The organism is Corynebacterium imitans, assembly GCF_000739455.1.
Taxonomy (GTDB): domain Bacteria; phylum Actinomycetota; class Actinomycetes; order Mycobacteriales; family Mycobacteriaceae; genus Corynebacterium; species Corynebacterium imitans.
Genome location: NZ_CP009211.1, coordinates 2,183,956 through 2,209,990, shown reverse-complemented (window position 1 = coordinate 2,209,990; position 26,035 = coordinate 2,183,956). Strand labels below are relative to the sequence as shown.

The window sequence follows — 26,035 nt, the reverse complement described above, 5'->3', positions numbered from 1 at the left end:
ACCGGCCGGGTTACTTTTAGCGTGGAGCGTGTTTACTTCTTGTCGCCGTCGACAACGCCCTCAACACCATCGGTGTCGAAGCGCTCCTTGCGCAGCTCCTCGGAGACGCGCTCGGTGTCCTGGACGGTGTCCTTCTCCAGGGAGACCTTCTCTACCGGGACGGACTCCTTGTTCACGTTGACGCGCTCCTCGTGCAGGGTGACGGATGCCTCCTGCTCGCCGATCTTGCCGTCGAAGTTTGCGCGGTCGGCGTCGGTGATCGGCTCGCGGACGACGCGCACCTCTTCGCGCTCGACCGGAACCTCGACGGTTTCCGTCTCGTTGACTACGTACTTGCGCAGGCGGACCTGGCCGGACTCAACGCGGTCCTTCTCCACGTTCAGCTGCTCCTCGGAGCGGATGATCGCATCCTTGTCGGTTGCAGCAGCGCCTGCAGCGGCAGCGTCGGTCTCAACGTCCTTAACGTCACGGCGCTCGCCAGCGGCCGCACCAGCGCCCGCCGCACCAGCGGCACCCGCGCCTGCAGCGCCTGCTGCGGCGTGGCGGCCGGTGTCGTAGGTGGTGACGTCCTTGGTCTCGGTCAGGCCGTAGTGGCGGTAGAACGCATCCTGGTCCTCGGTGGTGAGGTGACCGTTCTCGTCCAGATCCGGTGCGTCCTCGATGCGGTCCTTCGGGAATGCGAGGTGCAGCTCACCGTCGCGCAGGGTGTGGCCGCGCAGCGGGACGATGGAAGTGCCGGCACCGAACAGACCGTGGTTGACGGAGACGAAGTCCGGCTGGCCGGAGGTGTCGTTGACGTAGACGTCCTGGACGCCGCCTACCTTGTCGCCATCAACGTCAAAAGCGGTTGCGTTTGCAAGATCTTCAATGCGATTGATCTCAGCCATGATCTAAAAAGCTCCTTAGTGCTTTGGATTCATTCTTGGGTTCTAACTAATTGCTCCCACCCGCCGCTTGTGCCGCGGGGGCGGTGTCGCTTGTGCTTTGCGGAGTGCGTGCTCCGCTGCGTTGCGAACAAGATCCAACGTAAGGCGACTGCGGCAATTGTGCAGCGCTGGCGGGCTCGCGCTGGTCAAAAATCGCTGATCGAACAGGTGAACGGGTGACATGTCGACGGGCTCTCGGTACAATCACCAGCCAAATGTTGTGACCTGCGGAAATGTTAGATTCGGGCGACATGTGCCGCCCGAAACTTGCCCGTCCAATGTCTCAGCGAGATAACATCTCGCTCACTGCTAGCGTAAAGAAAATACCATGTGAGATATGTCACATGTCGTCGGTGGGGGCCTTTTTCACGCTTTGGATGTCGCGCAAGTGTCGGTAAAAAGTCACCCGCTCAACCGTGCGCGGGCGGCGTACCCCGTCCAGCTCCACCGTGATGGCTTCGCCGCCGGACTGCAGCGCACGCCCGGTGAGCACCCGCGACCCGTCCGTCTGGCCCGGTGCCACGCCCGCCCCGCGCGTCAAACCGCGCAGCAGCGCATTCCGCGACATTCGCTCGAGCTGCTCAGGTGAGCGCCTTGATACCGGCCCCGCAGCCACCAGCGGCGTGACGATCGGCGTGGACGCAATCCCCGGCGCGCCAGCCGTCGGAACGAGGCGCGCGCCGAACTGCCCGTAGAAGCGAGCAGATGGCGCTTCGCCGCTGCGGTAGACCAAGCGCTGCGAATCCACGACGATTTCGCCCACGTACTCCTCGTCCCCCTCGCCCCGGTAGATCGCGGCCGCACCCGCCACCACGTCACCCGTATCGGTGCGAACGCACGGGGACGGGGTCACCGGCCCGTCGGTAGCCAGCGCACACAACTCCTCGGTGTTCAGTCCGGCCAGTCCCCAGCCCACCGCGGCGGGGGAGTGCGTATCTACCGGGATGTAGGCCACCTCGGCCCACAGGTAGTCGCCGCGCATCATGCGGGTGAGTATGGCGGCCAGTGCTTTGTCCGAGCCTGAAACCACCACGCGCAGGCGCTCGCTCGGCTGTTGCGGGGCTGGGCCGGGCTCTCCCATGTGTGCGACGTTCGGCGAGGCTTGGATTTCTGCCAGTGAGGGGGTGGGGTCTTCTGGCAGAATCTCCTTGGCGGCGGCGTCGAGGAAGCGTAGCTCCTTTCGCGAGGGCACCTCGCCAAGCGTGTGGTGCTCGGCACCGGGGAGGGTAATCGTGGTTGCGCACGCGCAATGAATCAGCCGCATACGGGTCACGCTACAATAAGCGCGGATTACTGCCTATATAAGGAGTCAACATGTCCGCCATCGTCATTGTGGGCGCCCAGTGGGGCGACGAGGGCAAGGGGAAGGCCACCGACATCCTCGGCGGCAAAGTCGACTATGTGGTCAAGCCCAACGGAGGCAACAACGCCGGGCACACCGTGGTTGTCGGCGGCGAGAAGTACGAGCTGAAGCTTCTGCCTGCCGGCGTGCTGAGCGAGAACGCTACCCCGATTCTGGGCAACGGTGTGGTGGTGAACCTGCAGGCGCTGTTCGAGGAGATCGACGGGCTTGAGGCTCGCGGCGCGAACGCCTCCCGCCTGCGCATCTCCGGTAACGCGCACATGGTTGCCCCGTACCACCAGACCCTGGACCGCGTGCAGGAGCGCTTCCTGGGCAAGCGCGCCATTGGCACCACCGGCCGCGGTATTGGCCCCACCTACGCCGACAAGGTCGCGCGCGTGGGCCTGCGCGTACAGGACATTTTCGACGAGTCGATCCTGCGTCAGAAGATCGAGTCTGCCCTGGACGTGAAGAACCAGATGCTGGTCAAGATGTACAACCGCAAGGCCATCGAGCCGGACGAGGTGATGGACTACTTTATGTCCTACGCTGATCGTCTCAAGCCGATGGTCATCGACGCGGAGTACACGCTGAACAAGGCACTCGACGAGGGCAAGCACGTGCTCATGGAGGGCGGCCAGGCCACCATGCTGGACGTGGACCACGGCACCTACCCGTTCGTCACCTCCTCCAACCCCACCGCCGGCGGCGCCTGCGTGGGTGCGGGCATCGGCCCGACGAAGATCACCGCATCCCTTGGCATCGTGAAGGCCTACACCACGCGCGTGGGCGCGGGTCCTTTCCCCACCGAGCTCTTTGATAAGTGGGGCGACTACCTGCAGGAGGTCGGCGGTGAGGTCGGTGTGAACACCGGCCGCAAGCGTCGCTGCGGCTGGTACGACTCGGTCATCGCTCGCTACGCCGCGCGCGTCAACGGCTTCACCGATTACTTCCTTACCAAGCTCGACGTGCTCACCGGCATCGGTGAGATCCCCATCTGTGTGGCTTACGACGTCGACGGCGAGCGCTTCGACGAGATGCCGCTGACCCAGTCCCAGTTCCACCACGCCGAGCCCATCTTCGAGACCATGCCAGCGTGGGACGAGGACATCACCGGCTGCACCTCCTTCGACGAGCTTCCGCAGAAGGCCAAGGACTATGTGTTGCGCCTCGAGGAGCTCTCGGGCGCACCGATGAGCTACATCGGTGTAGGCCCGGGCCGCGACCAGACCATCGTGCGCAACGACGTACTCGCCCGCTAACCCAGCGGCGTTTTCCCAGCGCGCCTGTTTGCCCAGGGCAATGTCGAGGCATAGAGTATGCGCCTATGACTACGGCGAAGCGCTCCAAGGTGCTGATTCTGGGCACGTCTGAGGTGGAGGAGGAGCTCGCAACTTCCTTCCGCCGCCTGGGCTACGAGGTACAGGTGGGCACCTTCGCCCAGGGCGCGCCGGGGGCGATGACCCCGGACATCACCGTGGCAGGGGAGGGCACCGACCTGGCCAAGCTGCGCGAGCTGGTGGAGACCACCGGCTGCGAGCTTTTCCCCACGGTGGAGGCCTGCCGCATGACCCGGAATCGGGAGGGCGTGCGCCGCACCGCGGCCGAGGAGCTCGGCTTGCCGACGATGGCGTACCAGTTCGCCGACTCCCTCGAAGCCCTCGAGACCTGCGCCGAAGAGGTCGGCTACCCACTGGTGGTCAAGCCCGGCCGCTCGACCGCGGGCGAGGGCCAATCCGTTGTGCGCGAGCCAAAAGAGTTGCGCGCCGCGTGGACGAAGGCGCACGCCGCCTCCGAGTCCGAATCCGGCGAGACTGAGCCGGTGGCAGTAGAGCAGTACATCGACTTCGACTACGAGGTCACCATCCTCACGGCTCGCTCCATCGACCCGGCGACCGGCGAGCTGGCCACGTGGTTCTGCGAGCCCATCGGCACCCGCCACGCGAACGGCAAACTCGTGGAGACCTGGCAGCCCGCAGCGCTCTCCCAGGCGGCCGCCGATAACGCCCGCTCGATCGCTGCGCGCATCAGCGGGGCCATTGCGGGCCGCGGCGTGTACTCGATTGAGCTGTTTGTCGACGGCGACGAGGTCTACTTCTCCCAGGCCACCCCACGCCCCGACGCCGACGGCTTGCTTACCCGCGGCACGCAGCGCGTAGACCAGTTCGATCTTCACACGCGGGCCACCGCGGGTCTGCCTATCGACGTCACGCTCACCTCCCCCGGTGCCGCCACCTTCCTCCACGGCGTGAACCCCACCACCGACCAGATCGCGCAGGCGATGGCGGTCGAGGAAGTCACGGTCCAGGTGCATGAAGACACTGTCATGGTGCTGGCAACTGCGGACACCGTAGATGAAGCGCGTGAGCGCTCGGCGGAGGCTGCGCGCTACCTAGAAGCGGGGGAGTAACCCCGTTGCTCGGGGGGGGGGGCGGTTGCCTCTTTCTTACCCCCCTGCGGGGGTAAGAACTGGCTGTGCGGGCTATTCATAGAACAATTTAATTTTGTTCGGCTCTGAAAACATGGACGTTCGTAACAGGACTGACTGATAATGGTGTGGGGCGATCGCGGGGAGTGCCGGATGTGGCTTTTTTGAGGGCTCAGCTTCTGGAGAGTGACCGAACGTGTGACTTGAGGCTTGCGGAGGTGGCCATTCAGAGTGGGGCAGGATCTTACAGTTCGAATCCCAGGTAAGAGAAAGCTGAGTGTTGACCTAGCCTCTGTCGAGGAATGGGTGCCTGTGTCGCCGGGTGGTTTTTGTGTGAATTTAACGCAGCTTCTGTGTTGTGGTGGGTCGAAAGTGCAGCTCAGGCTTGGGGTATCTGCTTTTGACGCTACGGTTTTGACGGGGAATTTGAACCTGAGACCGTACTTGAGGCTGAAAAACTACTGGACAGGTGACAGGCGATTTTTACTAGATTTGAAGGCGTGAAAGTCGGTGTGGCTGTGTCCGCTATTGGCTGACCTGGGTGTTCGCCCTACGTGCCTTCGGACTTTCTCTTTGTCCAGAACATCTTCGTGGAAGGAAGATTTCACAGCATGAAGAAGAATCAAATTACTCGCCGTCGCGGTACGACGATTGCAGCTGCAGCGCTCTCGTTCGCCCTGGTGACTCCATTCGCCCAGGCGGTAGCCCCTGCGGCCCCGTACGCCGCAGTTGCGAATGCGCAGGAAGGAGACGCTCCGGCAGCAGGCGATGAAAAGGCCATCCACTCTCCGGGCCAGGCCAGCCAGAAGGGGACTATTTCTGGTTCTGTGAAGGAGATCGTCGAGGCCAACATTGGCTTTGGCACAGTTCAGGCTAAGGGCAATCCGCTTGAGGGCGTCAAGGTGTACGCCCAGTGGTACGAGGGTAGAAACTCTGAGCACACGTCCCCTGTGTACTACACCGAGTCCGATGCCAACGGCAACTTTTCTATCAACATGGCACCCTATGTCGACGCCCTTGGCGTGACTCGCGAATTTGAAGCCGATGCATCTACTGGGGCAGGTAGCAAGCGTGACCACGCGCGTGAGAAGATCCGTGTGTGGACCGAGCTCCCGGAAAACCTGACGGATAAGTACCGTCTGATGCACCAGCCGGCAGCAGGTGTCTTCCCAGGTTATGGTGCTGTTACTACGCCGAATACTCAGGGAGACGGCCAGTGGCGTCGAAACCGTGTTTCGAATATGACTATCCAGTATGTGCAAAAGGACAAGCTGCCGCAGCACTTGCCGGAAAACCAATGGTCGGAAAATGAAGGACGCAACAATAACCATGGCGTCTATGCAGGGAAAGCGTTTTGGAACCTAGACGTGTTGCAAGGCGCGCTCAATCACAACTCCGTCAGCGCAAAAGATGGCAAGGACGTTGCTGCGGCTGGATTGAAGGTGGTGGGTTCCTACCTCAGTGATGAGGCAGTGGCCAAAATTGAGGAGTATGCCAAGGATAACTTCGCAGGTAAGAAGCTTCGCTCGCGCAACAAGAATGAGTGGACACCTGCTGACGAGGAGGGCTTGCAGCGCTGGATTAATGAGCAGGTAGCTGCGGATCCGGATACTTGGATTGCAGAGACTGTTACGACGACCACGGCTGCGGACGGTACGTTTAAGTTGTACTGGAAGGGCTTGTACGGCAATAACCATACTGGTACTGGCGGGGGCATTAACCCACCCGCAAGCAAGTTGCATACGCTGGCAGGCTCGTGGCGTGAGGGGTCGTGGCTTAACGGTAACAGCCAGTCCAAGCACGTGAATATGGACTGGAGCTACGTCAGCGTTTATGACGCTAAGGGTAATGAGCTTCCGGATAACATTGGTGTGATGCATCCGTGGTCGCTTGGTCGCTGGATGGGGCCGAACTTCGGTGGTAACTGGGGTGGTGGTGACGCCCAGTTCTTTGGCGGTGATGGTGCCAAGATTCTGCATGGCGATGACGTCTATGCGGGTTGGAACATTGCGCTAGCTCCGCAGGCGTTGAAGTTTGATGTGGTGGAGAAAAACACCTACGACAACTGGGCACGTGTTGGCGAGACAGTAGAGACCGATACTTCTGGTTTGCCGATTAGCGAGGATTTGTCTTACTACATTGAGTGGGTAGACAAGGACGGCAACGTTGTTGAAACCTGTGGCGAGGCGAAGGCTGATTCCGCGACCAAGATTCCGAGCTGTGCGCTAAAGGTCCCTGCGGATGCGCATACTGGTGACACGTTCACTGCGCGGTTGAAGCTGAAGGAGAACGATCTTGTTCTTGCGCAGGATTCCTTCGCTGTGGCTCGTGAGTATCTTGCTTACAATGAGGTAGATGCGAAGGAAGACGAAGCGGCTACATCGGAGCCGGTTCTTGATAACCCGGATACCGAGGAAGTCGAGGAGGTGCCAGCAAACGCTAAGTTTGAACTTGGCGAGCTGCCGCTGGGTGTGGCCGAAGACCAGGTCGAGGTTGATCCTAAATCCGGTGTTGTGACTTTCACCCCGAATGCTAACCAGGCTGGTAAGACGTTCAAGTTCCCAGTCGTGATGCGCGACGAGGATTTGGAGGTTCCGGTTCTCGACGAGAACGGCGACCCGGTCGTCGGCGACGACGGGCAACCGCTCACCCAAGGCCGCGTTGTTGCCCGTGGCGAAGCTGCCTTCAAAGTTGAAGGTGAGGCTAAGCCAACCGGCGTGGATGATTCCAATGTGAAGCCGGTTGATCCGACGGATGATCCGCAGGATTCTGGTGTGAAGGTCACCAACCCGGATGAGGACACGAAGGTGTCTGCAACTGATGAGGATGGCAAGGACGTCCCGGCCGAGATTGACGAGAACGGTAATGTGATCGTCACGCCTGGTGAGGATGTTGATGGTCCGATTACGGTTGTTGTTGAGGATCCGGATCTGCCGGACGGCAAGGTTGAGATCGAGGTTCCGGTCAACGGTCACGAGAAGGATCGTGATGACAACGGTTCCGAGGAGACTCCGGGTGATGACAAGACCACGGTTGATGATTCCAATGTGAAGCCGGTTGATCCGACGGATGATCCGCAGGATTCTGGTGTGAAGGTCACCAACCCGGATGAGGACACGAAGGTGTCTGCAACTGATGAGGATGGCAAGGACGTCCCGGCCGAGATTGACGAGAACGGTAATGTGATCGTCACGCCTGGTGAGGATGTTGATGGTCCGATTACGGTTGTTGTTGAGGATCCGGATCTGCCGGACGGCAAGGTTGAGATCGAGGTTCCGGTCAACGGTCACGAGAAGGATCGTGATGACAACGGTTCCGAGGAGACTCCGGGTGATGACAAGACCACGGTTGATGATTCCAATGTGAAGCCGGTTGATCCGACGGATGATCCGCAGGATTCTGGTGTGAAGGTCACCAACCCGGATGAGGACACGAAGGTGTCTGCAACTGATGAGGATGGCAAGGACGTCCCGGCCGAGATTGACGAGAACGGTAATGTGATCGTCACGCCTGGTGAGGATGTTGATGGTCCGATTACGGTTGTTGTTGAGGATCCGGATCTGCCGGACGGCAAGGTTGAGATCGAGGTTCCGGTCAACGGTCACGAGAAGGATCGTGATGACAACGGTTCCGAGGAGACTCCGGGTGATGACAAGACCACGGTTGATGATTCCAATGTGAAGCCGGTTGATCCGACGGATGATCCGCAGGATTCTGGTGTGAAGGTCACCAACCCGGATGAGGACACGAAGGTGTCTGCAACTGATGAGGATGGCAAGGACGTCCCGGCCGAGATTGAGGGTTAAGCGACAAAATGTGTGCTTTTCTCGGCGTGTCGACTTAAGTGACAAAATGTGTGCTTTTTGGAGGGTGGGATGGGTGGTTTGTGGGTGTTGTGCTGGGGTTATGTTCGTCCTGCCCAGCCGTGTCGGATGGCCCAGGAGGGGTTGAAGTCGGTGTCGATGCCGGTGTCGTAGCCTTTCGGCCGGCCGTCGGGTGAGTTGGCTTGGTCGCGTTGAACCAGAAGTAGGTAAACCAGCGGATCAGTGTGCGCCTGGAGACGTTGCGTACAGCAGCTACAGCATCGAGGGGGCGCTGGCCGGTGATCCAGTCGATGAAGATGGCAAACCGGTATGCGTTGGTCTTAGCCGAGTTGGGGTTGGTGAAGGTGTGCCCGCAGTGTGTGCAGCGCCATCGCTGTTTTCCGCTGGAGGTGGTGCCCATTTTTGTGCTGGAGTGCTGACATGCCGGGCACAGGGGTCTATTGCGTTTTCTCTTTCTGTGTTGAGTTGGCATGCAGGCTGGTTTAACAGCCTGTGCCCCTAGCACATCCAACGCTTGAAGTGGTGGACCTTCCGGTCTATGGTCGGGAATCCCGATTCATTGAGCATTATCCCGCCGTATCCCCAGGCAGTGCCGGGAATCCTTAGCCGAAAAAGCACACATTTTGTCACTTAACCCGAGATTGACGAGAACGGTAATGTGATCGTCACGCCTGGTGAGGATGTTGATGGTCCGATTACGGTTGTTGTTGAGGATCCGGATCTGCCGGACGGCAAGGTTGAGATCGAGGTTCCGGTCAACGGTCACGAGAAGGATCGTGATGACAACGGTTCCGAGGAGACTCCGGGTGATGACAAGACCACGGTTGATGATTCCAATGTGAAGCCGGTTGATCCGACGGATGATCCGCAGGATTCTGGTGTGAAGGTCACCAACCCGGATGAGGACACGAAGGTGTCTGCAACTGATGAGGATGGCAAGGACGTCCCGGCCGAGATTGACGAGAACGGTAATGTGATCGTCACGCCTGGTGAGGATGTTGATGGTCCGATTACGGTTGTTGTTGAGGATCCGGATCTGCCGGACGGCAAGGTTGAGATCGAGGTTCCGGTCAACGGTCACGAGAAGGATCGTGATGACAACGGTTCCGAGGAGACTCCGGGTGATGACAAGACCACGGTTGATGATTCCAATGTGAAGCCGGTTGATCCGACGGATGATCCGCAGGATTCTGGTGTGAAGGTCACCAACCCGGATGAGGACACGAAGGTGTCTGCAACTGATGAGGATGGCAAGGACGTCCCGGCCGAGATTGACGAGAACGGTAATGTGATCGTCACGCCTGGTGAGGATGTTGATGGTCCGATCACGGTTGTTGTTGAGGATCCGGATCTGCCGAACGGCAAGGTTGAGATCGAGGTTCCGGTCGAGGGCCACGAGAAGGGTCGCGACGACAACGGCAAGACGACCACCGCGAGCGAAGAGGACCCGAACTACGGCGATGCAGTCGTCGTGAAGCCGGGCGAGTCCAAGGACTCGAAGAAGCCGTTCGGTGAGAAGGATGTTCCGGCAGACACCACCATCACCGTGAAGGCACCGGAGAACGCTACTGGCTGGGAGTTCACGAACGACGCTGACGGTGTGATCACCGGTCAGGCTCCGAGCAACGAGGAGTTGGCAAAGCAGTTCGCTGAGTTGGGCGAGAAGGACTGGAACAAGGTCGTAGAGGCTTTGACCCCGGTTGCTGAGCCGAACGTTGACGTCGAGTTCGAGTACGCGGATGGCTCCACGGACCGCGCGGACGCGAAGTTCAAGCTTGTGGGCCAGGACGGCAAGTCCATCCTGGATCCGGAAGGCGACGCTGACGGTGACGGTGTGTCGAACAAGGAAGAAGCCGAGAAGGGCTACAACCCGTTCGATAAGAACAGCAAGCCGCAGGACGGCAAGCCTGCACCGGCCCCGCAGGGTCCGGCTGATACGGGCAAGTGCATCGCTTCCGCGGTTGGCTTCGGTCTCCCGCTGCTGGCGCTGATCCCGATCGGCCTGGCTACCCAGCTGACCATCCCGGGTCTGACGGACTTCGTGGAGAACGTGTCCATGGACATCGAGCGTGCAAACGCTCAGATCCAGAAGAACCTGGGCATGTTCAACCCGGAGACTGCACAGGCACTGTCCCAGATGAACGCACAGCTGCGTAAGGCAGGCTTCGACCTGGCTACCGTCGGTGCTGGTCTCGCAGTGATCGCCGCTGGCATCCTGGCTGGCACGATCATCTACGACAACTGCGCACCTGGTGACGCGAAGAGCTCGGTCAAGGTTGATTCCCTGAAGGGTTCTTCCGGTAAGACCTGGACCTCCTCCAAGAAGGACCAGAAGTAAGCCAAGCGTGACCGCGCTGCGCTGACGCAGTACCGTGCGCAGCCGGTCAACGGCGAAAATCCGGCCCGGCGCTCCCTACCACGGGGGTGCCGGGCCGGACGTATATTCTTCAAGCAATTGGTGTGATCTATGCTGAATGGCACAGGCCAGCAGAGCACATTGGGGCGTTGCACGTCGCGATTCGTCGGTACACTGGTCACTGTTTATGGCAACTCGAACCAGGCCGCAGATACGCCTGGATACGAAAGGTGGACTCATGGCGAATAGCCGCTCACTGCTCATCACCGCAGCCAAGTGCACACTCGATGACGTTGACATTGCAGCACTCGCAGACGCACTTGGTGTCCGCGCCGCTCGCGTCGAGGGCCAGACCCTGGCTGAGGCGTACGGCCAGGAGCTACTCGCGCAAGGCGACGCGCTCATCTTGGGCAGCGGCGACTACACCTTCGACGCGGAAGTCGCCGCAGCATACGGCGTGCCTGTCGTGCTAGTGACCCCCACGCCGGAGAATACCGGGCACGAGGAGGAAGTGTTTGGGCAGAAAGGGGCGGTGCTCGCGGGCGTCGTGAAGCAAGGGGCCCTTGATGCGGCAGCGCTGCAGGTAGAGGCCGAAGCCGAGCCCGTCATGAGCGCAGAGGTATTTGAATCCTGGCTGATTGGGCGCGCGAAGGAGAACCAGGCGCACATCGTGCTGCCGGAGGGCGAGGACGATCGCATCCTTAAGGCGGCGCACCAGCTGCTGGCCAAGGACGTGGCCAAGCTGACCATCCTGGGCGACGTCGATGACATTGCTCGCCGCGCGGAGACACAGGGGCTGGACCTGTCCAAGGCGCAGGTGATTGACCACGCGAAGTCTGAGCTGCTGGAAGAGTTCGCCGCCGAGTTTGCGGAGCTGCGCAAGAAGAAGGGCATTACGCTTGAGCAGGCACGCGAGACCATGCAGGACATCTCCTACTTCGCCACCATGATGGTGCACAAGGGCCTGGCAGACGGCATGGTCTCCGGTGCGGCGCACACCACCGCGCACACGATTAAGCCGTCGTTCCAGATCATTAAGACGGCTCCGGGTGCGTCCGTGGTCTCCTCGATCTTCCTCATGGTCATGCGCGGCCGCCTCTGGGCCTTCGGCGACTGTGCCGTGAACCCGAATCCGACCGCTGAGCAGCTCGGCGAGATCGCCGTGGTCTCCGCGGAGACTGCCTCCCAGTTCGGCATCGACCCGAAGGTCGCACTGCTGTCCTACTCCACCGGTGCCTCCGGCGCGGGCCCGGACGTGGATCGTGCCGTCGCAGCGCTGGAGGCCGCGAAGGCCGCGAACCCGGAGCTGGCTGTCGACGGACCGCTGCAGTTCGACGCGGCGTGCGACCCCGGCGTGGGCGCGAAGAAAGCCCCGGACTCCCCGGTCGCGGGCCAGGCCAACGTCTTTATCTTCCCCGACCTGGAGGCCGGCAACGCTGGCTACAAGATCGCGCAGCGCACTGGTGGCGCGCTCGCCGTTGGTCCGGTGCTGCAGGGGCTGAACAAGCCCGTCAATGACCTGTCTCGTGGCGCGACTGTGCCGGACATTGTCAATACCGTCGCAATCACCGCTATTCAGGCAGGAGCAAAGTAAATGGCATACGCACTGGTTATTAACTCCGGTTCATCCTCCATCAAGTTCCAGATCGTCGATCCGGAATCCAGCGCTTCGGAAGACCCCTTCGTCTCCGGGCTGGTGGAGCAGATCGGTGAGCAGCAGGGACGCATTACCGTCAAGCACAACGGCCAGAAGTACGTGGTGCAGCGCTCCATCCCGGACCACAAGGTTGGGCTGGAGGAAAGCTTCGGCATCCTTGAAACCAAGGGGATCGGCCCCACCCAGCTGGACATCAGCGCGGTCGGGCACCGCGTGGTGCACGGCGGCATGGTCTTCTCCGAGCCGGAGCTGATCCTGGGCCCGGTGGTGGACATGATCCGCGACCTGATTCCGCTTGCTCCGCTGCACAACCCGGCCAACATCGATGGCATTGAGGTCGCCCGTGAGCTGCTGCCGGGCATCCCGCACGTGGCTGTGTTTGATACCGGCTTCTTCCGGCACCTGCCGCCGGCAGCCGCGCTCTATGCGATCAACGCGGAAGTGGCAGAAAAGAACCAGATCCGCCGCTACGGCTTCCACGGCACTTCGCACGAGTTTGTTTCCTCTCAGGTGCCGGGGCTTATCGGACGCGACCCGCTGCACACGCGCCAAATCGTGCTGCACCTGGGTAACGGTGCGTCCTGCTCTGCTGTGGAAAACGGGCATGCCATTGACACCTCGATGGGTCTGACCCCGCTGGCCGGTCTGGTCATGGGGACGCGCTCCGGCGATATTGATCCCGGCATCATCTTCCACCTGGTGCGACAGGGCGGGATGACTATTGATGAGATTGATAACCTGCTCAACCGCCAGTCCGGTGTGAAGGGGCTGTCGGGCGTGAACGATTTCCGCGAGCTGCGCGCGATGATCGAAGAGGAAAACGGTGACGCCTGGCTGGCCTACAACGTCTACATCAACCAGCTGCGCCGTTACATTGGCTCCTACATGATCGCTCTTGGTCGCGTCGACGCCATCACGTTCACCGCAGGCGTGGGCGAGAATGACCAGCAAGTTCGCCTTGACGCGCTGGACAACATGGAAATGTACGGGGTGAAGGTTGATCCGGAGCGCAACGCGCAGCCGAACGACGGCCCGCGCATCATCTCCACGGACGATTCCACAGTGAAGGTCCTCGTCGTGCCGACGAACGAGGAGCTGGCGATCGCGCAGAAGGCGAGCAGGATTGCCAAGCAGCTTGCTTAGCTAATGCGCTGAATGTCGGCCCGGATGTGATCTGTCACGCACTCGTCCGGGCCGACATTGCGTTTTGGGTACCTGGCGGTAGAGTAAGGAATATATGGGCAAAACCTAGTAACCGCATGAATTTCCGAGGTGTGCCCGTACCCCACCCCGCGGGCTGCAAACGCACGCGCGAACGAAGGAGGGCCACGCATGGGCAACACATTAAGGCGCACCACCGTACGCCGGGGGGTCACGCTCGCGGCATGCGCCCTCGGAGCCTCGCTCGTTGTTGTCGGCGTGGAGCCGATCGCGGCCCCGCACACGCTGCCTGCGGCCGAGGCCGCGCCCTCGCGTTTTTCACGCTCGGACGCCGAGCGCACGAATATCACCTGGGACACGCTGCGCCCCTCCTTCGGCGGTGCTGCCTCCGCGGAGCCGGAGGTGCGCGGATCGGGAATTCTCGGTGCGCTTGGTGTGGTCGGTACCCCGCAGACGTGGTCGTTGAGCGAAGAATTCGCTGCCCCGGAGGGGTGGGATGTCACACTGAGCGAGGACGGCAGCCTGGAGGTGACCCCGCCGCACCCCTTCACCGCGGAGATGGTCGACGAGTTCGACGTGCCGGTGCACGTGGACTTTGCCGACGGCTCGGTCGGTGAATACTCCGCGCACGTCCAGCTCGCCGACGAGCCGTACCTGATCGCGCCGGGGGACAAAACCTACTGGTCCGGCAGGCTCATCCTGCCGCTCTACCTGCGTGCCGTGAACGTGCCCTCCGGCGCGAAGCTGGAAATCGACGGCCTGCCGGACGGGCTCTGGACCACCGTGCAGGCACCCGGCGTGAAGCGCAGCGTGTACTACTACGTCAACGGCCGCCCACAGGGGACAGGCCAGTATCCGGTCACGCTGCGCGTGGTGGATCGGGACGGCAACCCCCTGGTCAACGGGGCTGGCCCTCTGGAGAGCCGCTTCACCATCACCTTCCGTGACCCGGCTGGCCTGGAGACTCAGGAGGCGGAGCTGGCCGAGAAACCGGACGCGCCGCTTTCCCCGGGGGAAGATGTGCGGATCCCGCTGGAGCTGGACAACGCGGCCTCGGTGGAGGTCGACGGGCTGCCGGAAGGCCTGGACTTCAACGGCGAGGAGCGCGTGATCGAAGGCACGCCCGCGGAGTCTGGCACCTCGCACGTCAGCGTCGATGTGATTACAGAAGACGGCGAGCGCTACGTGGACAACTTCGACCTGGTGGTTGAAGGGGAGGAACCGGAGCCTGAGCCGGAGAAACCGGTCGAGCCTGTTGATCCCGAGGACCCGGAAGAGCTGGACCAGTTCGGCTGGGATGAACTGGAAGTCGCTGCCGGTGCGGAGGACGCCTTCGATCCGACGCGCGCGGAGCTGGGGGTGACCGTTTATGCCACCGATGGTGTGCCCGACTGGGTGACGGTGTTTCGTGGCGGCCAGGTGTACGTGCAGCCGTCGATAGATACTGCCCCCGGGCTGTACGAGGTGCCGGTGGCGACCTCGAACGGCGAGCACGACGTGATCCGCATCCGCGTGGTCGAAGCAGCCGAAGACGCGCAGCGCTTCACTCCCACCTACACGGTCGCCTACGTCCGCGCGGGTGGAAAGGCCACGTCAGCGCCGCCGCGTGCCACTTTCACGGTGAACAACTCCGCCTTCAACAACCAGCCGTTGCCCGAGGGCACGCGCTTCGAGGTCCAGGGCGAGGACGTGAGCGTGGACGAAAACGGCGCGGTCACCTACGCCGCGCCGCTGGACGCGCCGGTGGGTAAGCCGAAGTTGGTGGACGTGGACGTGCTGTACCCGGACGGGTCGAGCGAGCGTACCGTCGCCCACTTTGAGGTGCTCAAGGCGCGCGCCGCGCAGCTGTATGCGCCGGCGTACGCACAGAAACAAGCGAGCGCAGGAGAGACCGTCACCGTGCGGCAGACCAACGCGGACGTGCCTGCGGACACGGACTTCAGCCTGGCACAGGACGCGGCGCTGCGGGGCTGGGAGGTGCGCGTGGATCGCGAAAGCGGCGAGGTTGAAGCTACCGCGCCGGAGGACCTCGCGCCGCTGGAGGTCACGGTGATCGCCACCTACGCGGACGGCTCGGAGGCGGAAACGCCGCTGGTCATCGGCGTGCGGGAGCAGGCGTCGATGGCGCAGGAAACCGACCTGCACTACGACGCCGCCTACGCGGACGCCCAGGGCAACATCACGATCAAGCCCAGCGGCACAGTGCCTGAGGGCGTGGCGTTCACAGCTTCCGGTTCCGTGCCGATGTCGCTGGACGTCAACGAGTCCACCGGCGAGATCACCGCGCGCCTGCCCGAGGACGCCGCCCCTGATACCTCCTACACGGTCGGGGTGCGCGCCGAGTTCCCGGACGGGTCCGAGACCTCGCTGGACGCAGTGCTCACCACTGATTCGCTTGCCCGTCATGCGGAAATCACCTGGGAGCCGTTCGTGCTCCCCACGGGTGAGGTGGCGGTAACCGCGCAGGCGCAGGGCGTGCCGGAGGGCACCAGGTTCGCGCTTGCCTCCACGTTCGCGGGGCTGGCTTGGCCCGCGAGCGTCGACGAGTCCACCGGTGAGCTGACCGTGTCCGCGCCAGCCGGAGCCAAGCCGGGCGACAGCTCGAACGTGCAGGTGAAGGCCACGTTTAGCGACGGATCCTGGCGCCTACTGTCCACCCAGGCGACCGTCGTCGCGGCGATGTCGGGGGCCGTGCCCACCGACTTCGGTGCCGCGCAGGTGCGCCCGAGTCAGTCCGCCACGATCACGCCCGAATTCAAGGCCACCGCGTTTTCCCTGGTCGAGGCCGTGCCGGGGCTGCGCATGCGGATTGACGAGGCCACCGGCGCGCTGACCGTCGAGGCCACTGACGGTGCCGAGCCCGGCGTGCGCAACGTGAAGGTGCGCGTGACCTTCGCTGACTCCACCGAGGCGGTGACGAATGCGACGGTCACGGTGTTGCCGTCGGCAAGCAAGGGCGGCTCCGCTGGCGCTGCGGCGCAGGTGACGGATGCGACCATCACCGCCCGGATCCTCGCGTTTGTCCTTGGCGTGCTCGCCGCGACAGGCGGCATCGGTTTCGGCCTGTACCAGAACCGGGAGTTCTTCCGGACCTTCCTCGCCTTTCCACTGCGCTAACCTGTGGTAGATACTCAATCGTTTCGCACGGCACGCCGAAAGGGGATGAGCATGCGCGCACGCACGTTGACGGCACTCGTTGCGGCCACCACGCTCGGCGCGGCCTGCCTTAGCGGCCCCGGCGTGGCGGAGGCGGAGGTTACGCCGCGCGACTACTCCGTGGAGGTCACCACTGGCGCGGAGGGCGGGTTCCGCACCGTGGACGCGAGCAAGGGGCGGGTGTCTTGGCTGTATTTTGGGCACACGAACCCGTCGATAAGCATGCTCCAAAACGCGCTCTACATCGACGCCGCCGCCGACGGGATCCCGGTGACATACGCGGCCGACGAAACGCGGGTCGAACCGACGTCCGCGGATGGGGTGGACACGGTCACGCTCACGCATGTCGACGAGCACGCGCAGGTCGAGATGGTGCGCACCTTCCGCGTCACGCCCGACGCGGTGGACGTGGACGTGCAGCTGCGCAACCTGGGGGAGACGGCCCGTGAGCTGTCGGTCACGCTCGCGCACGGCACCCTCGACCGGGCTCGGCAGGCCACCGCCACGCGCGACGGTGACGTGCTCGACGTGGCAATCGGTGACGCCTACACGCTCACAGCCGACTTCGGCGGCGCGGCCCGGCTGGGCGCGGGCGCGGACAGGGAGGCCGCGGTGCAGGACGCGGCGCGCGGCACATGGGAAGCGGGCCCGAAGGACGCCCGCTACCAGGCCGGCGAATACGCGCAGACAGTCGCGCCGGGGGAGAGTCTTCACGCGCACCTGAAGTTGCGCGGCGCGGCGGCCGCAGCGCTTAACGACGCCGACGGCGACGGATTCCCCGACCGCTGGGAACTCGAAGGCTTCACCACCAAAGGCGGCAGCGAATTCCCCCTCAACGTGTGGGGCTCAGACCCAGAGACACCGGACCTGTTCTTGCAGCTGAACTGGATGAAACCCGAGTGGGAAACCCTCGGTTGCGCCGACCGCTCCCACTACGCGCCTACCCCGGAAGACTTCGCGGCGTTTACCGCCTGCTCGCGCGCGAACACGAACACCTACGAGCCCTCCCGCGCGAGCCTGAACCAGCTGGTCAAGGTCTTTGAGAAGCAGGGCATCCGCCTGCACATCGACGCCGGCGAGCACTACACCAACATCCCCGGCTACACCACCCACCACGGCGGGCCCACCGAGGAGTACGCGCAGTACTTCTTCGGCGGCGGTGACACCCCGAGCGTGCAGCCCGGCATCAAGCTGCTGCAGGAACGCGACCGCCTCCTGGGCCCGCGCGCCGACGTCTTCCGCGTCGGCATCATTGGCGGGCAGCAGTCGCCAGGCAACTACTCCTCGGGCACCGGACTGGTGCGCGACGGGGCCTTCTTCGTGTCCAAGAACGACCTGATGACCTCGCAGGAGCAGGTACGCAACAGTATCCTGCACGAGTACGGCCACAACCTGGGGCTGACGCACTCGGGCGCGTATAACGTGGAGCGCCCCGACTCGGACTACGTGCCGAACTACCAGTCCGTGATGAACTACCTCTACCAGTTCGCCTACTTCGACTACTCGGATTCGCCCTCGCGCCCGAGCCCCGGGGTCCCGCTGCCGCGCGCCTGCACCGACACCGACATCACCTGCTTTAACGGCGACTACGACATCGCCCCCGACTGGCGCAACGTCGAACTGGTCAACGGCCGCGTCGGCTCCGCCGAGGGACGCGCGGGCACCAGCACCGCGGGCGGTTCCACCGGCACCGATCCGGCCCCGGAACACCCCGCCGACCCGGAACACACCAACCAGAGCGAGGTCACCGTCCGCGACCTGGAGAAAAACGCCGCCCAGTTCAACAACGGCAAGGCCGGCTTCCGAGTCCTCAAAGACCCCACCGACCCCAACGTCATCGTGGCCAACCGCACCGACTCCACCGTCAAAGTCGAGCTGTCCAACCTGGGCCTGCGCCCCCACCGCTACCGAGTCGAGGCCACCTACCCGGGCGGCACCTGGTCCGAGGTGGTCGAAGTCGCCTCCGCGCTCTCCGACACCTCCAAACTGCCCCTCTCCATCCCCATCACCAACACCGACGGCTACACCCAAGCCACCATGCCCATCCAGTTCCGCGTCTACAACCAGGACGGCCGCCTCGTCGCCGACGAGACCCAAGAATTCTCGGTGCTCACCTACACCAAGGCGCAGATGCAGTCGCTTATCGACGAGCTCACGCGCACCAATTCACCCCTCCTCGCCCACGCCCAAGACGTCTTCGGCTCGCCCGACCCCGGCCACGGCCGCCCCACCACCACGCCGGTGCCGACCCGCCCCAACGACACCCTGACCACGCCCACCCGCGCACCGGGCGTGACCGACCTCGGCCCCGCGAAACCTACGGCTGCGCCTACGTCCTCGGCCACGCCCACGCCTGCTGTGCCTGCTGCGCCGGGCTCGAGTACAGCCGGGATCGCCATCGGCGTCATCCTGGGCCTGCTCACGGTGCTAGGCCTCGGCGCGGGCGTCGCCGCCCAGATGGGGCTGTTCTAGACCGCCTGGCGGCGCTGCGCGCCTTGGTACCATATGCGGTACCATGCCTGTATGGGGTCTGGAATCGAAGACATCGTTGCAAGAATGAGGAGATCAACGAAAAACATTCGTTACTCTGACCTGGAAAAGGTGTGCGACCATTACTTTGAAAGTCGGCACTCGAAGAAAACCTCACACAAGACGTACAAAACACCATGGCCTGGTGATCCACGAGTCAACATTCAAAACGCAAAAGGGCAGGCAAAGCCATACCAGGTGAGCCAGGTCCTACAGGCCATCGACCGTTTAGACCGTGAAGCATCTACTCAAAAAGAAAGAGAGGAGTAACTGACATGGACATCGACAAATACACATTCCAGGTGAGCTGGTCAGAAACTGATCAGGAGTATGTGGCGACCGTCGCGGAGTTCCCCTCGCTGTCTTGGCTGGACCCGGACCGCCGCAAGGCCGAAGCGGGACTTATAGACCTGGTTGCGGAAGTGGTTGCGGATATGCAGTCTGCAGGCGAACCTATCCCGGAGCCCCTTGGGGTCCGCGAGTACTCGGGTAAGTTCAACGTACGCACTTCACCGTCGCTGCACCGCCGCTTGGCCATCGCGGCGAAAACGGAGGGGATTTCGCTTAACGCGCTGATCAATCAAAAACTCGCGGCACTCTAACCCGCTTGGCGGCGCCAGTCCTCGCCGGAAATCGGGCGGGAGTGCGTGGCGGGGGTGAGTGGGGCGTCGAGAAGCGAAGAGTGCTCCTTCAGATCGAGGATCTCGCGCACCACACGCTCCTCATTGCGCAACAGCTCGCGCGGCGTGACGCGGATGACGTCGTAGTGCTGCATGCGGATCCAGTTCTCGCGCGCCAACTGCTCGAGCGCGGCCGCCTGCCCGTTGCCGGCGAACTTCGCGTCTCCGTCGACCTCGATGACCAGCTGGCCCCACAGCAGATCCGGGCGCGCGTACCGGCCGATCCACATCTGCTCCTCCACTGCGATGCCGCGCTGGCGCAGCACCACGCGCAACAGCGACTCGTACGGCGATTGGGATTTCGTCGAACACCAGGTCAGCGCCTTGCGGGCGTGGGCGATGCCGCGCTTGCCCGTGAGCCTGGTGACTGCGTCTTCGAGCTCGGCGCGGATGCGTTCGTGCTCGTAGGGCTTCGCCTGGTAGAACAGCGAATCCATCGCGACGACGCCGTGACGGACCCCGTGCAGGCGCGCGACGTCGACGGCCGTGCGCGCCGACGTCGTCGTGCGGATGGTGTCGCCTGCGCTTGAGGTGAACGTGTAGGAGTCAGTGGCAGGGACGTTCATCCGACGGAACTCGACGCCTTCCCGCCAGCTTCCCTTGCTAGACGGGGCCTTTCCCGGATACGACAGTGTCACTGGCACGTCTTTCTCCGGCAGCGTCCAAATGCCGTGCATATGTGCAGCAGACCGGCCTACGAGTACCGCTGTTCGTGATGCTGCTCCCACCGCGTACGCGCGCAGGAACTCCTGCTCGTAGGGTTTCAACTGCTCCCATGTGGAAGTTGCAATGAACTTGTTTGCAGATAACCTCCGGCACGGAACTCTGTCGGCCAGGCCCGGCCGAACAAGGTGCGCGACAAGCGCATTTCTATCCATATGATCCCCCGATTCTTGTGTGCGATCCCCCGATCGCGGCTTGCAGCCAGTGTAGTACTAGTTCGGGCGTGGAGCTTGGCGGGGCCGGTAGTTCCAGCTAATTGTCGAGACCAGGAAGTCGAGGAACCCGGTTTTTCGTGGACTTCTCGACAAGCGGCTCTCGACAATTAGCAGTCGGATGGGCCGCACCCCCGCCAAACTCCGAAAACCGCAACAACTCCCAACCCCCTCAGAACCACGTCGCGGGCCGCACCTTGTTCGCCATGTCAACGAGCGCGAAGCGGTGCTGCGCATAGGGGGCGACGCGCGCCTGTTCCCGCAGCGTGATGGCGAGGCCGCGGCGGAGTCCGCGGAGGCTGAAGGTGTATTCGAACAGCGGCATGGTGGAGTCGGCGCGCTGCATGCCGTTGGCGCGCAGGTAGGTCAGGGCGGCGCGCAGGACGAACACCTTGATCTGGAGGAAGCGGGGCTCGGTGTTGGGGATCTGGTCGAGGCGGCGGGCGGCGCGCCGGATGCGGGATTCGGTGAGGTCACCGGAGACGAGGCAGAGAATGGAAGTGAGCTGGGCCATCCGGTAGTGGCGCGAGGAGTTGGGGACTTTGTCTAAGGCGGCGATGGCGAGTTCGACTTCGCCTTCGTTCATCAGTTGGCGCGCGAGTCCGAAGGCGGAGGAGACGGTGGTGGGGTTGGTCACCCAGACCAGGGAGTACAGGCGCATGGAGTGGAAGCGCAGCATGGCCGGGTCGTTGGTGACCAGGCCCCAGTCTTCGGTCATGAGGCCGCGGTCGTGGAGGTCTTCGAAAACCGCGTTGTCGATGTCGTCGAGTTTGGTGCGGAGTCCGGCGGAGGCGCGTGAAAGGGCGTCGTCAAGCAGCTCCTCCTCGTGAAGGCCGGCTTGCTGGAGGAGCAGCTCATCGACGGCGGCGATGGCGAGCTTGGGGGCGGACTCGCCGGGGAGGAAGCTTAGGACGCGGGCGAAGTCGCGTTGGGCTTCGTGGAAGTCGCCGAGCAGGGTGTTGACCACGCCGAAGTACCAGTAGAAGCGCCAGTTGCCGTCGAGGCGTTGGTGCATGCTGGCGAGCCAGGTTTGCGCTTGCTCGGTGAGTCCGAGGTCGAGCATGGAGCGCACCACGCCGAAGGGGATTTCCAGCGACTGTTGGTATTGGTCGGACTGCATGGCTTGGCGCAGCGTCTCCAGCGTTTCCTGCGGTTCGGAGTAGGAGGAGCCTTGGAGCATGCCGGCGCCGACGTCGTCGCGGTTGATCAGCGGGGTGGGCAGCGCTGAGACGACTTCCTGCGGGGTGATTTCGACGGTGCGCGTGATGCCGTCGATAAGCTGATCGGTGCGGAAGACCAGGTGTTTCGTGCCGAAGGTCGTGCGCTGCGGGGAGAATTGGGACTGCTGGGCGGGGAAGGTGCGGCCGTCGCGGATTGCGAGGATCTCGCGCAGCACGCCGAGCAGCTGCGCCTGTAGTTCCTGCACTGAGTTGTAGCGCTCGGACGCTACGGGGTCGCAGCAGCGCGCGATGACGCGGTAGAGCGAGATGTAGCGGCGGAACAGCGGCTCCTGGGTGGGGGTAGGGATGCCGTGCTCGTACACGCCGTCCTTTTGCGGCAGGTCGATCACAAGCGCGGCGAGCGTGCGGCCGATGGTGTAGATATCCGAGTGGATCGTGGGGCCTTCGGTGCCCACCTCGGGCGCTTGGAAGCCGCGGGTGCCGTAGATGTAGCCGAAGGCGCCGATGCCGGAGACCGCGCCCAGGTCGATGAGTTTGACCTGGTCTTCGGTGACAATGATGTTGTCGGGCTTGAGGTCGTTGTAGACCACGCCGCGTGAGTGCAGGTAGTCGAGCGCGGGCAGGATTTCCAGGATGTAGCCGATCGCCACGTCCGGCGGCAGCTTGTGGTCTGGCTGGGCGTTGCGCTGGGCTCTTAGCGACGGTCCGCCCACGTACTCCATCACAATGAATCCGCTGGGTACACGGGGGTCGTCGATGAAGTTGAAAATCTTCACGATGCCGGGGTGCGTAATGTCCGCCAGGAATTCGCGCTCCGCGGCGGCGGCCGCGGCCTCGTCCGGGTTTTCCTGCGAGTGCAGGCCTTTGAGCACGACGACGCGCTCGGAGACGTTGTGGTCTTCCGCGAGGTAGATCCAGCCGAGCCCGCCGTGGGCGATCACGCCGAGGATCTCGTACTGGCCGGCGACGATGTCTCCCGGGTGCAGCGTGGGCGCCGGGATGCCTTTCTCCACCTCCGCGGGGCGGGGATCTTTCAGCGCGGTGCGGGGCTGGGTGGGCTCCACCCAGGGCAGTTCCACCATGCCGTCGGCGACCATCCGGTTTTCGCGCCGGGTGCCGCGCAGCTCGCGGAAGGTATCCAGGGCCCGCCTGCGGGAGCGCGAGGAGGTGTCTTCCTTGACGGAGCCGCGGCGCAGGTCGTCGAGGTCTTTGAGCAAGCCCGCCATCTCGCCGAGCTCGGAGAAGTCTGTACCGTCTGAATCTTCGTCCGCAAAGGGGTCGAAGGGGACCGCTTCGGTGCCGGGCTCGTCGTCCGCGAACGGGTCGAAGGCGACGGCCTCGGTGGCGGGTTCGGCGTCCGGGTGCTTGGTGGGTTCTGTCACTGCTCCTCCTCGCGGTACATCACAGGCGGCGGGGTTGGTTCGGCGAGCGAGTCGCCGAGCCACTGCTGGTGCATGCGGGTCCACGTGCCGTCGTTGCGGATGCGCTCGATGGTGGAGTTGACGGCGCGGACCAGGTCGTCGTGGCCTTTGGGGATGCCCACTGCGTAGAGCTGGCGGGCGAGCGAGTCGGGCAGGATTTCGGCGTGGGGGTCTTGGGCGGTCATGCCGGCGAGGATGGCGTCGTCGGCAAGCACGGCATCGGCCTGGAACTGCTGGGTGGCCATGAGGCAGTCGGACCAGGAGCGGGTGCGCAGTACCTCGGATTCGGGCGCGACTGTGCGCGTCAGGTTGAGCAGGTTGGTGCCGTCGACGATGCACACGCGCTTGCCCGCCAGCTGTTCGATCGTGTCGATGCCGCGGTCGCGCGGGGTGAGCACACGCACGTACGAGCTCATGTAGGGGGTGGAAAACGCGACCTTTTGGGCGCGCTCCTGGGTAATGGACATGGTGCGGATGACCACGTCCACCGCGCCCGACTGCAGCATCTCGGCGCGGGAGGCGGACTCCACGAAGCGGAAGTCCACCTTTTCGGGGTCGCCGAGGATGTCTTTGGCGATCTCGTGGGCAAGATCCACCTCGAAGCCGCGCAGCTCGCCCACGGCGGTGTCGCGGTAGGACAACAGGTACTGCGACTGGTCGATGCCCACGAGCAGGCGGCCACGCTCGCGGATCTTGTGCAGCGCCCCGCCGATCCCGTCCTCTTCCTCCAAGGGGGCGAGCGAGCCAGGCCAGTCGAAGTCGGCGCTGGAGAACTCGCCAGCGGGCGGCACGCCGGCCGGGTCGACGATCGCGCCGGGCGGCAGCGGTAGGCCCTCGTAGGTCAAAGGAGGGTCCTCTGGTGGCGGGGGAGGGGCGGTAGGCGCACAACCCGCGCAGCCCGCGAGCAGCAGCGCGCATCCCAAGGCCATAGCTACGTTTTTCATCACAGATACTCCGCAATCCGGTGTCGGATACCAATCCAAATGCACAGCACCGCCAGCAGCGACAACAGCGCCACCGCGCCCGAGACCAGTCGGGTCGCGTCGAGCGAGGCCGTGATGTACTCGCGGGTGGACACGCGCGAGATGGCGATGAGTTCCTGCAGGTCCGCGTCCAGCTGCCGGTAGGCGGTCGCGCCGACCTCACCGGCGCGTGTCTCATCACCTTCGTCTCCCGGCTCCTGCCCGGTCAGCAGCACGACGGCCTCCTGGTATTGGCCGTTATCAATCGCGGACAGCAGTGCGGTGTGGTTGTCCTGCCACTTAGCCAGTGCGACGTGCGCGGAGGTGATCAGCCGTTCGGTCTCGCGGGTGGTCTCGCTGTTGTTGCGCCCCGTGTGTTGCGCGAGCACCACGTTTGTCGCCTGCAGGGCGTCGACGATCTTCTCGTGCGTGGAGTCGAAGGAGCGCGAGGACTGCGCGACAGACTGGCGCCGCAGCAGGGCGAAGGTCTCGTCGGTGCGGGCCTCCTGCGCGTCGATGCGGGCGGCGGTGAGCTGCTCCCAGGGTTCGGCGGCGCGCGTGAAGCCAACGAAGCCGGACTGCCACAGCTGCAGGTTGGACACGCTCACCCACAGCACTGCGACCAGCATAGATGCCGTCGCAACGAGGAAGCCCTTGTTCAGGCGGCGGCGGAAGGTGCGCCAGAGCCACCATTGGGCGGCGATGAGGAAGATCAGGGCGGCGAACAGCCCGGACAGCGGCACGAATTGGGGCGCGGACAGGCGGGCCATCTCGCGGGCGACTTGGCGTTGGGTCAGGGTGTAGAGGCGGTCGGCGTCGTCAAGCATCTGCTCCCTCATGATGCCGGAGGCCTCCGACATGTACGCCACGCCGACGGGGTTGCCCATGCGCTGGTTGACCAGGGCGCGCTCCATCAGCGCCGAGTAGACAGGGATGTGGCGCTGGATGGAAGAGACCAGGTTTAAGATCTCTTCGCTGTCCTGCGCGTTGGCGGCTTCGACGGAGCCGCGGTAGACGTCGTTCGACGCGGTCACGGCCTGGTCCAGCGAGGCCAGGTACAGGATCCGCTCCTCCTTGGTCAGCATGCCGGGCTGCACAAAACCGGTGGTCGCCACGGTGTCCGCCTGCGACAGCGAGGTAAATAGCAGGTGGGCCGAGTTACTCATCGGCTCGGTCGCGGTGACCAGCGTGTCCAGCGAGTCCTGCCGCTTTGCCATCGAGGAACTCATCGCCATACCCGCGGCGAGCAGGGCGAGCGTGAGCACCAGCATCATGGCGACGAGCTTGCCGGGCGTGGTAGCAACGAAACTTGCGCCGCGCCGGGCCAGGCGGGCGGGCCCGGTGACGTAGTCGCGCATGACCATACGGAACGTGCGGCGGGTTGGGGTGCGCTCTAACTCGTCCAACCACGCGTCGTCGGGCGTCGGCGCGGGGCCTCGCTGCACGTTCTGGGACATTCCCCAAGAATAACGTGTCT

The 26,035-nt window shown here is 63.5% G+C and carries 16 protein-coding genes; 9 read left to right on the top strand and 7 right to left on the bottom strand.

All coding sequences use genetic code 11. The annotated features are described in order from the left end of the window. Positions 1-32 precede the first annotated feature (32 nt). Both CIMIT_RS10335 and CIMIT_RS10330 read right to left on the bottom strand, forming a co-directional pair. Entirely contained in the window at positions 33-887 is an 855-nt protein-coding gene (locus CIMIT_RS10335; RefSeq protein WP_038592596.1) for a PRC and DUF2382 domain-containing protein, read from the bottom strand. Positions 888-1,266: 379 nt separating this feature from the next. Continuing rightward, a complete protein-coding gene (locus CIMIT_RS10330) occupies positions 1,267-2,190 on the bottom strand; it encodes a hypothetical protein (RefSeq protein ID WP_038592594.1) in 924 nt (307 codons plus the stop codon). Positions 2,191-2,240: 50 nt separating this feature from the next. Here CIMIT_RS10330 and CIMIT_RS10325 point away from each other — a divergent pair, with 50 nt between their 5' ends. The 3 genes from CIMIT_RS10325 to CIMIT_RS10315 all read left to right on the top strand — a co-directional run bounded on the left by CIMIT_RS10325 (position 2,241) and on the right by CIMIT_RS10315 (position 8,502). Continuing rightward, on the top strand, positions 2,241-3,530 hold the full coding sequence (locus CIMIT_RS10325; RefSeq protein ID WP_038592590.1) for an adenylosuccinate synthase: 1,290 nt from the start codon (positions 2,241-2,243) through the stop codon (positions 3,528-3,530). Positions 3,531-3,595: 65 nt separating this feature from the next. Next, a complete protein-coding gene (locus CIMIT_RS10320) occupies positions 3,596-4,678 on the top strand; it encodes an ATP-grasp domain-containing protein (RefSeq protein WP_038592587.1) in 1,083 nt (360 codons plus the stop codon). 629 nt (positions 4,679-5,307) lie between these two features. Beyond that, positions 5,308-8,502: a hypothetical protein gene (locus CIMIT_RS10315; RefSeq protein ID WP_038592584.1), complete on the top strand. Its 3,195-nt coding sequence runs from the start codon at positions 5,308-5,310 to the stop codon at positions 8,500-8,502. Positions 8,503-8,536: 34 nt separating this feature from the next. On the opposite strand, the gene CIMIT_RS13140 is transcribed toward CIMIT_RS10315, so the two are convergent. Continuing rightward, on the bottom strand, positions 8,537-8,992 hold the full coding sequence (locus CIMIT_RS13140; RefSeq protein WP_456236324.1) for an IS1/IS1595 family N-terminal zinc-binding domain-containing protein: 456 nt from the start codon (positions 8,990-8,992) through the stop codon (positions 8,537-8,539). A gap of 186 nt (positions 8,993-9,178) precedes the next feature. Here CIMIT_RS13140 and CIMIT_RS10310 point away from each other — a divergent pair, with 186 nt between their 5' ends. The 6 genes from CIMIT_RS10310 to CIMIT_RS10285 all read left to right on the top strand — a co-directional run bounded on the left by CIMIT_RS10310 (position 9,179) and on the right by CIMIT_RS10285 (position 19,981). Continuing rightward, positions 9,179-10,858 carry a hypothetical protein gene (locus CIMIT_RS10310; protein WP_038592581.1) on the top strand — a complete coding sequence of 560 codons (1,680 nt, stop codon included), beginning with the start codon at positions 9,179-9,181 and terminating at the stop codon, positions 10,856-10,858. A 256-nt stretch (positions 10,859-11,114) separates the two neighbouring features. Next, complete coding sequence (pta, locus tag CIMIT_RS10305; protein ID WP_038592577.1) at positions 11,115-12,470, top strand: phosphate acetyltransferase; 1,356 nt, start codon at positions 11,115-11,117, stop codon at positions 12,468-12,470. Then, positions 12,471-13,676, top strand: a complete 1,206-nt coding sequence (locus tag CIMIT_RS10300; RefSeq protein ID WP_038592575.1) for an acetate kinase — start codon at positions 12,471-12,473, stop codon at positions 13,674-13,676. It begins immediately after the preceding gene. A 189-nt stretch (positions 13,677-13,865) separates the two neighbouring features. Further along, a complete protein-coding gene (locus tag CIMIT_RS10295) occupies positions 13,866-16,811 on the top strand; it encodes a Rib/alpha-like domain-containing protein (RefSeq protein WP_038592572.1) in 2,946 nt (981 codons plus the stop codon). A gap of 51 nt (positions 16,812-16,862) precedes the next feature. Continuing rightward, entirely contained in the window at positions 16,863-19,322 is a 2,460-nt protein-coding gene (locus CIMIT_RS10290) for a zinc metalloprotease (protein WP_038592569.1), read from the top strand. A 332-nt stretch (positions 19,323-19,654) separates the two neighbouring features. Next, the gene (locus tag CIMIT_RS10285) at positions 19,655-19,981 is read left to right on the top strand and encodes a type II toxin-antitoxin system HicB family antitoxin (protein ID WP_038592566.1); all 327 of its coding nucleotides are present in this window, start codon (positions 19,655-19,657) and stop codon (positions 19,979-19,981) included. Here the strand turns inward: CIMIT_RS10285 and CIMIT_RS10280 are convergent. The 4 genes from CIMIT_RS10280 to CIMIT_RS10265 form a co-directional block, all read right to left on the bottom strand. Beyond that, the gene (locus CIMIT_RS10280) at positions 19,978-20,625 is read right to left on the bottom strand and encodes an endonuclease domain-containing protein (protein WP_038592563.1); all 648 of its coding nucleotides are present in this window, start codon (positions 20,623-20,625) and stop codon (positions 19,978-19,980) included. The genes CIMIT_RS10285 and CIMIT_RS10280 overlap by 4 nt on opposite strands. Positions 20,626-21,166: 541 nt before the next feature. Beyond that, complete coding sequence (locus tag CIMIT_RS10275) at positions 21,167-23,557, bottom strand: serine/threonine protein kinase (protein WP_038592560.1); 2,391 nt, start codon at positions 23,555-23,557, stop codon at positions 21,167-21,169. Beyond that, positions 23,554-24,540 carry a glutamate ABC transporter substrate-binding protein gene (locus CIMIT_RS12640; protein ID WP_038592557.1) on the bottom strand — a complete coding sequence of 329 codons (987 nt, stop codon included), beginning with the start codon at positions 24,538-24,540 and terminating at the stop codon, positions 23,554-23,556. The genes CIMIT_RS10275 and CIMIT_RS12640 overlap by 4 nt, the downstream gene beginning before the upstream one ends. After that, on the bottom strand, positions 24,540-26,015 hold the full coding sequence (locus CIMIT_RS10265) for a hypothetical protein (RefSeq protein WP_051904951.1): 1,476 nt from the start codon (positions 26,013-26,015) through the stop codon (positions 24,540-24,542). Before CIMIT_RS10265 ends, CIMIT_RS12640 begins: the two co-directional genes overlap by 1 nt. Between the last annotated feature and the right edge of the window lie 20 nt (positions 26,016-26,035).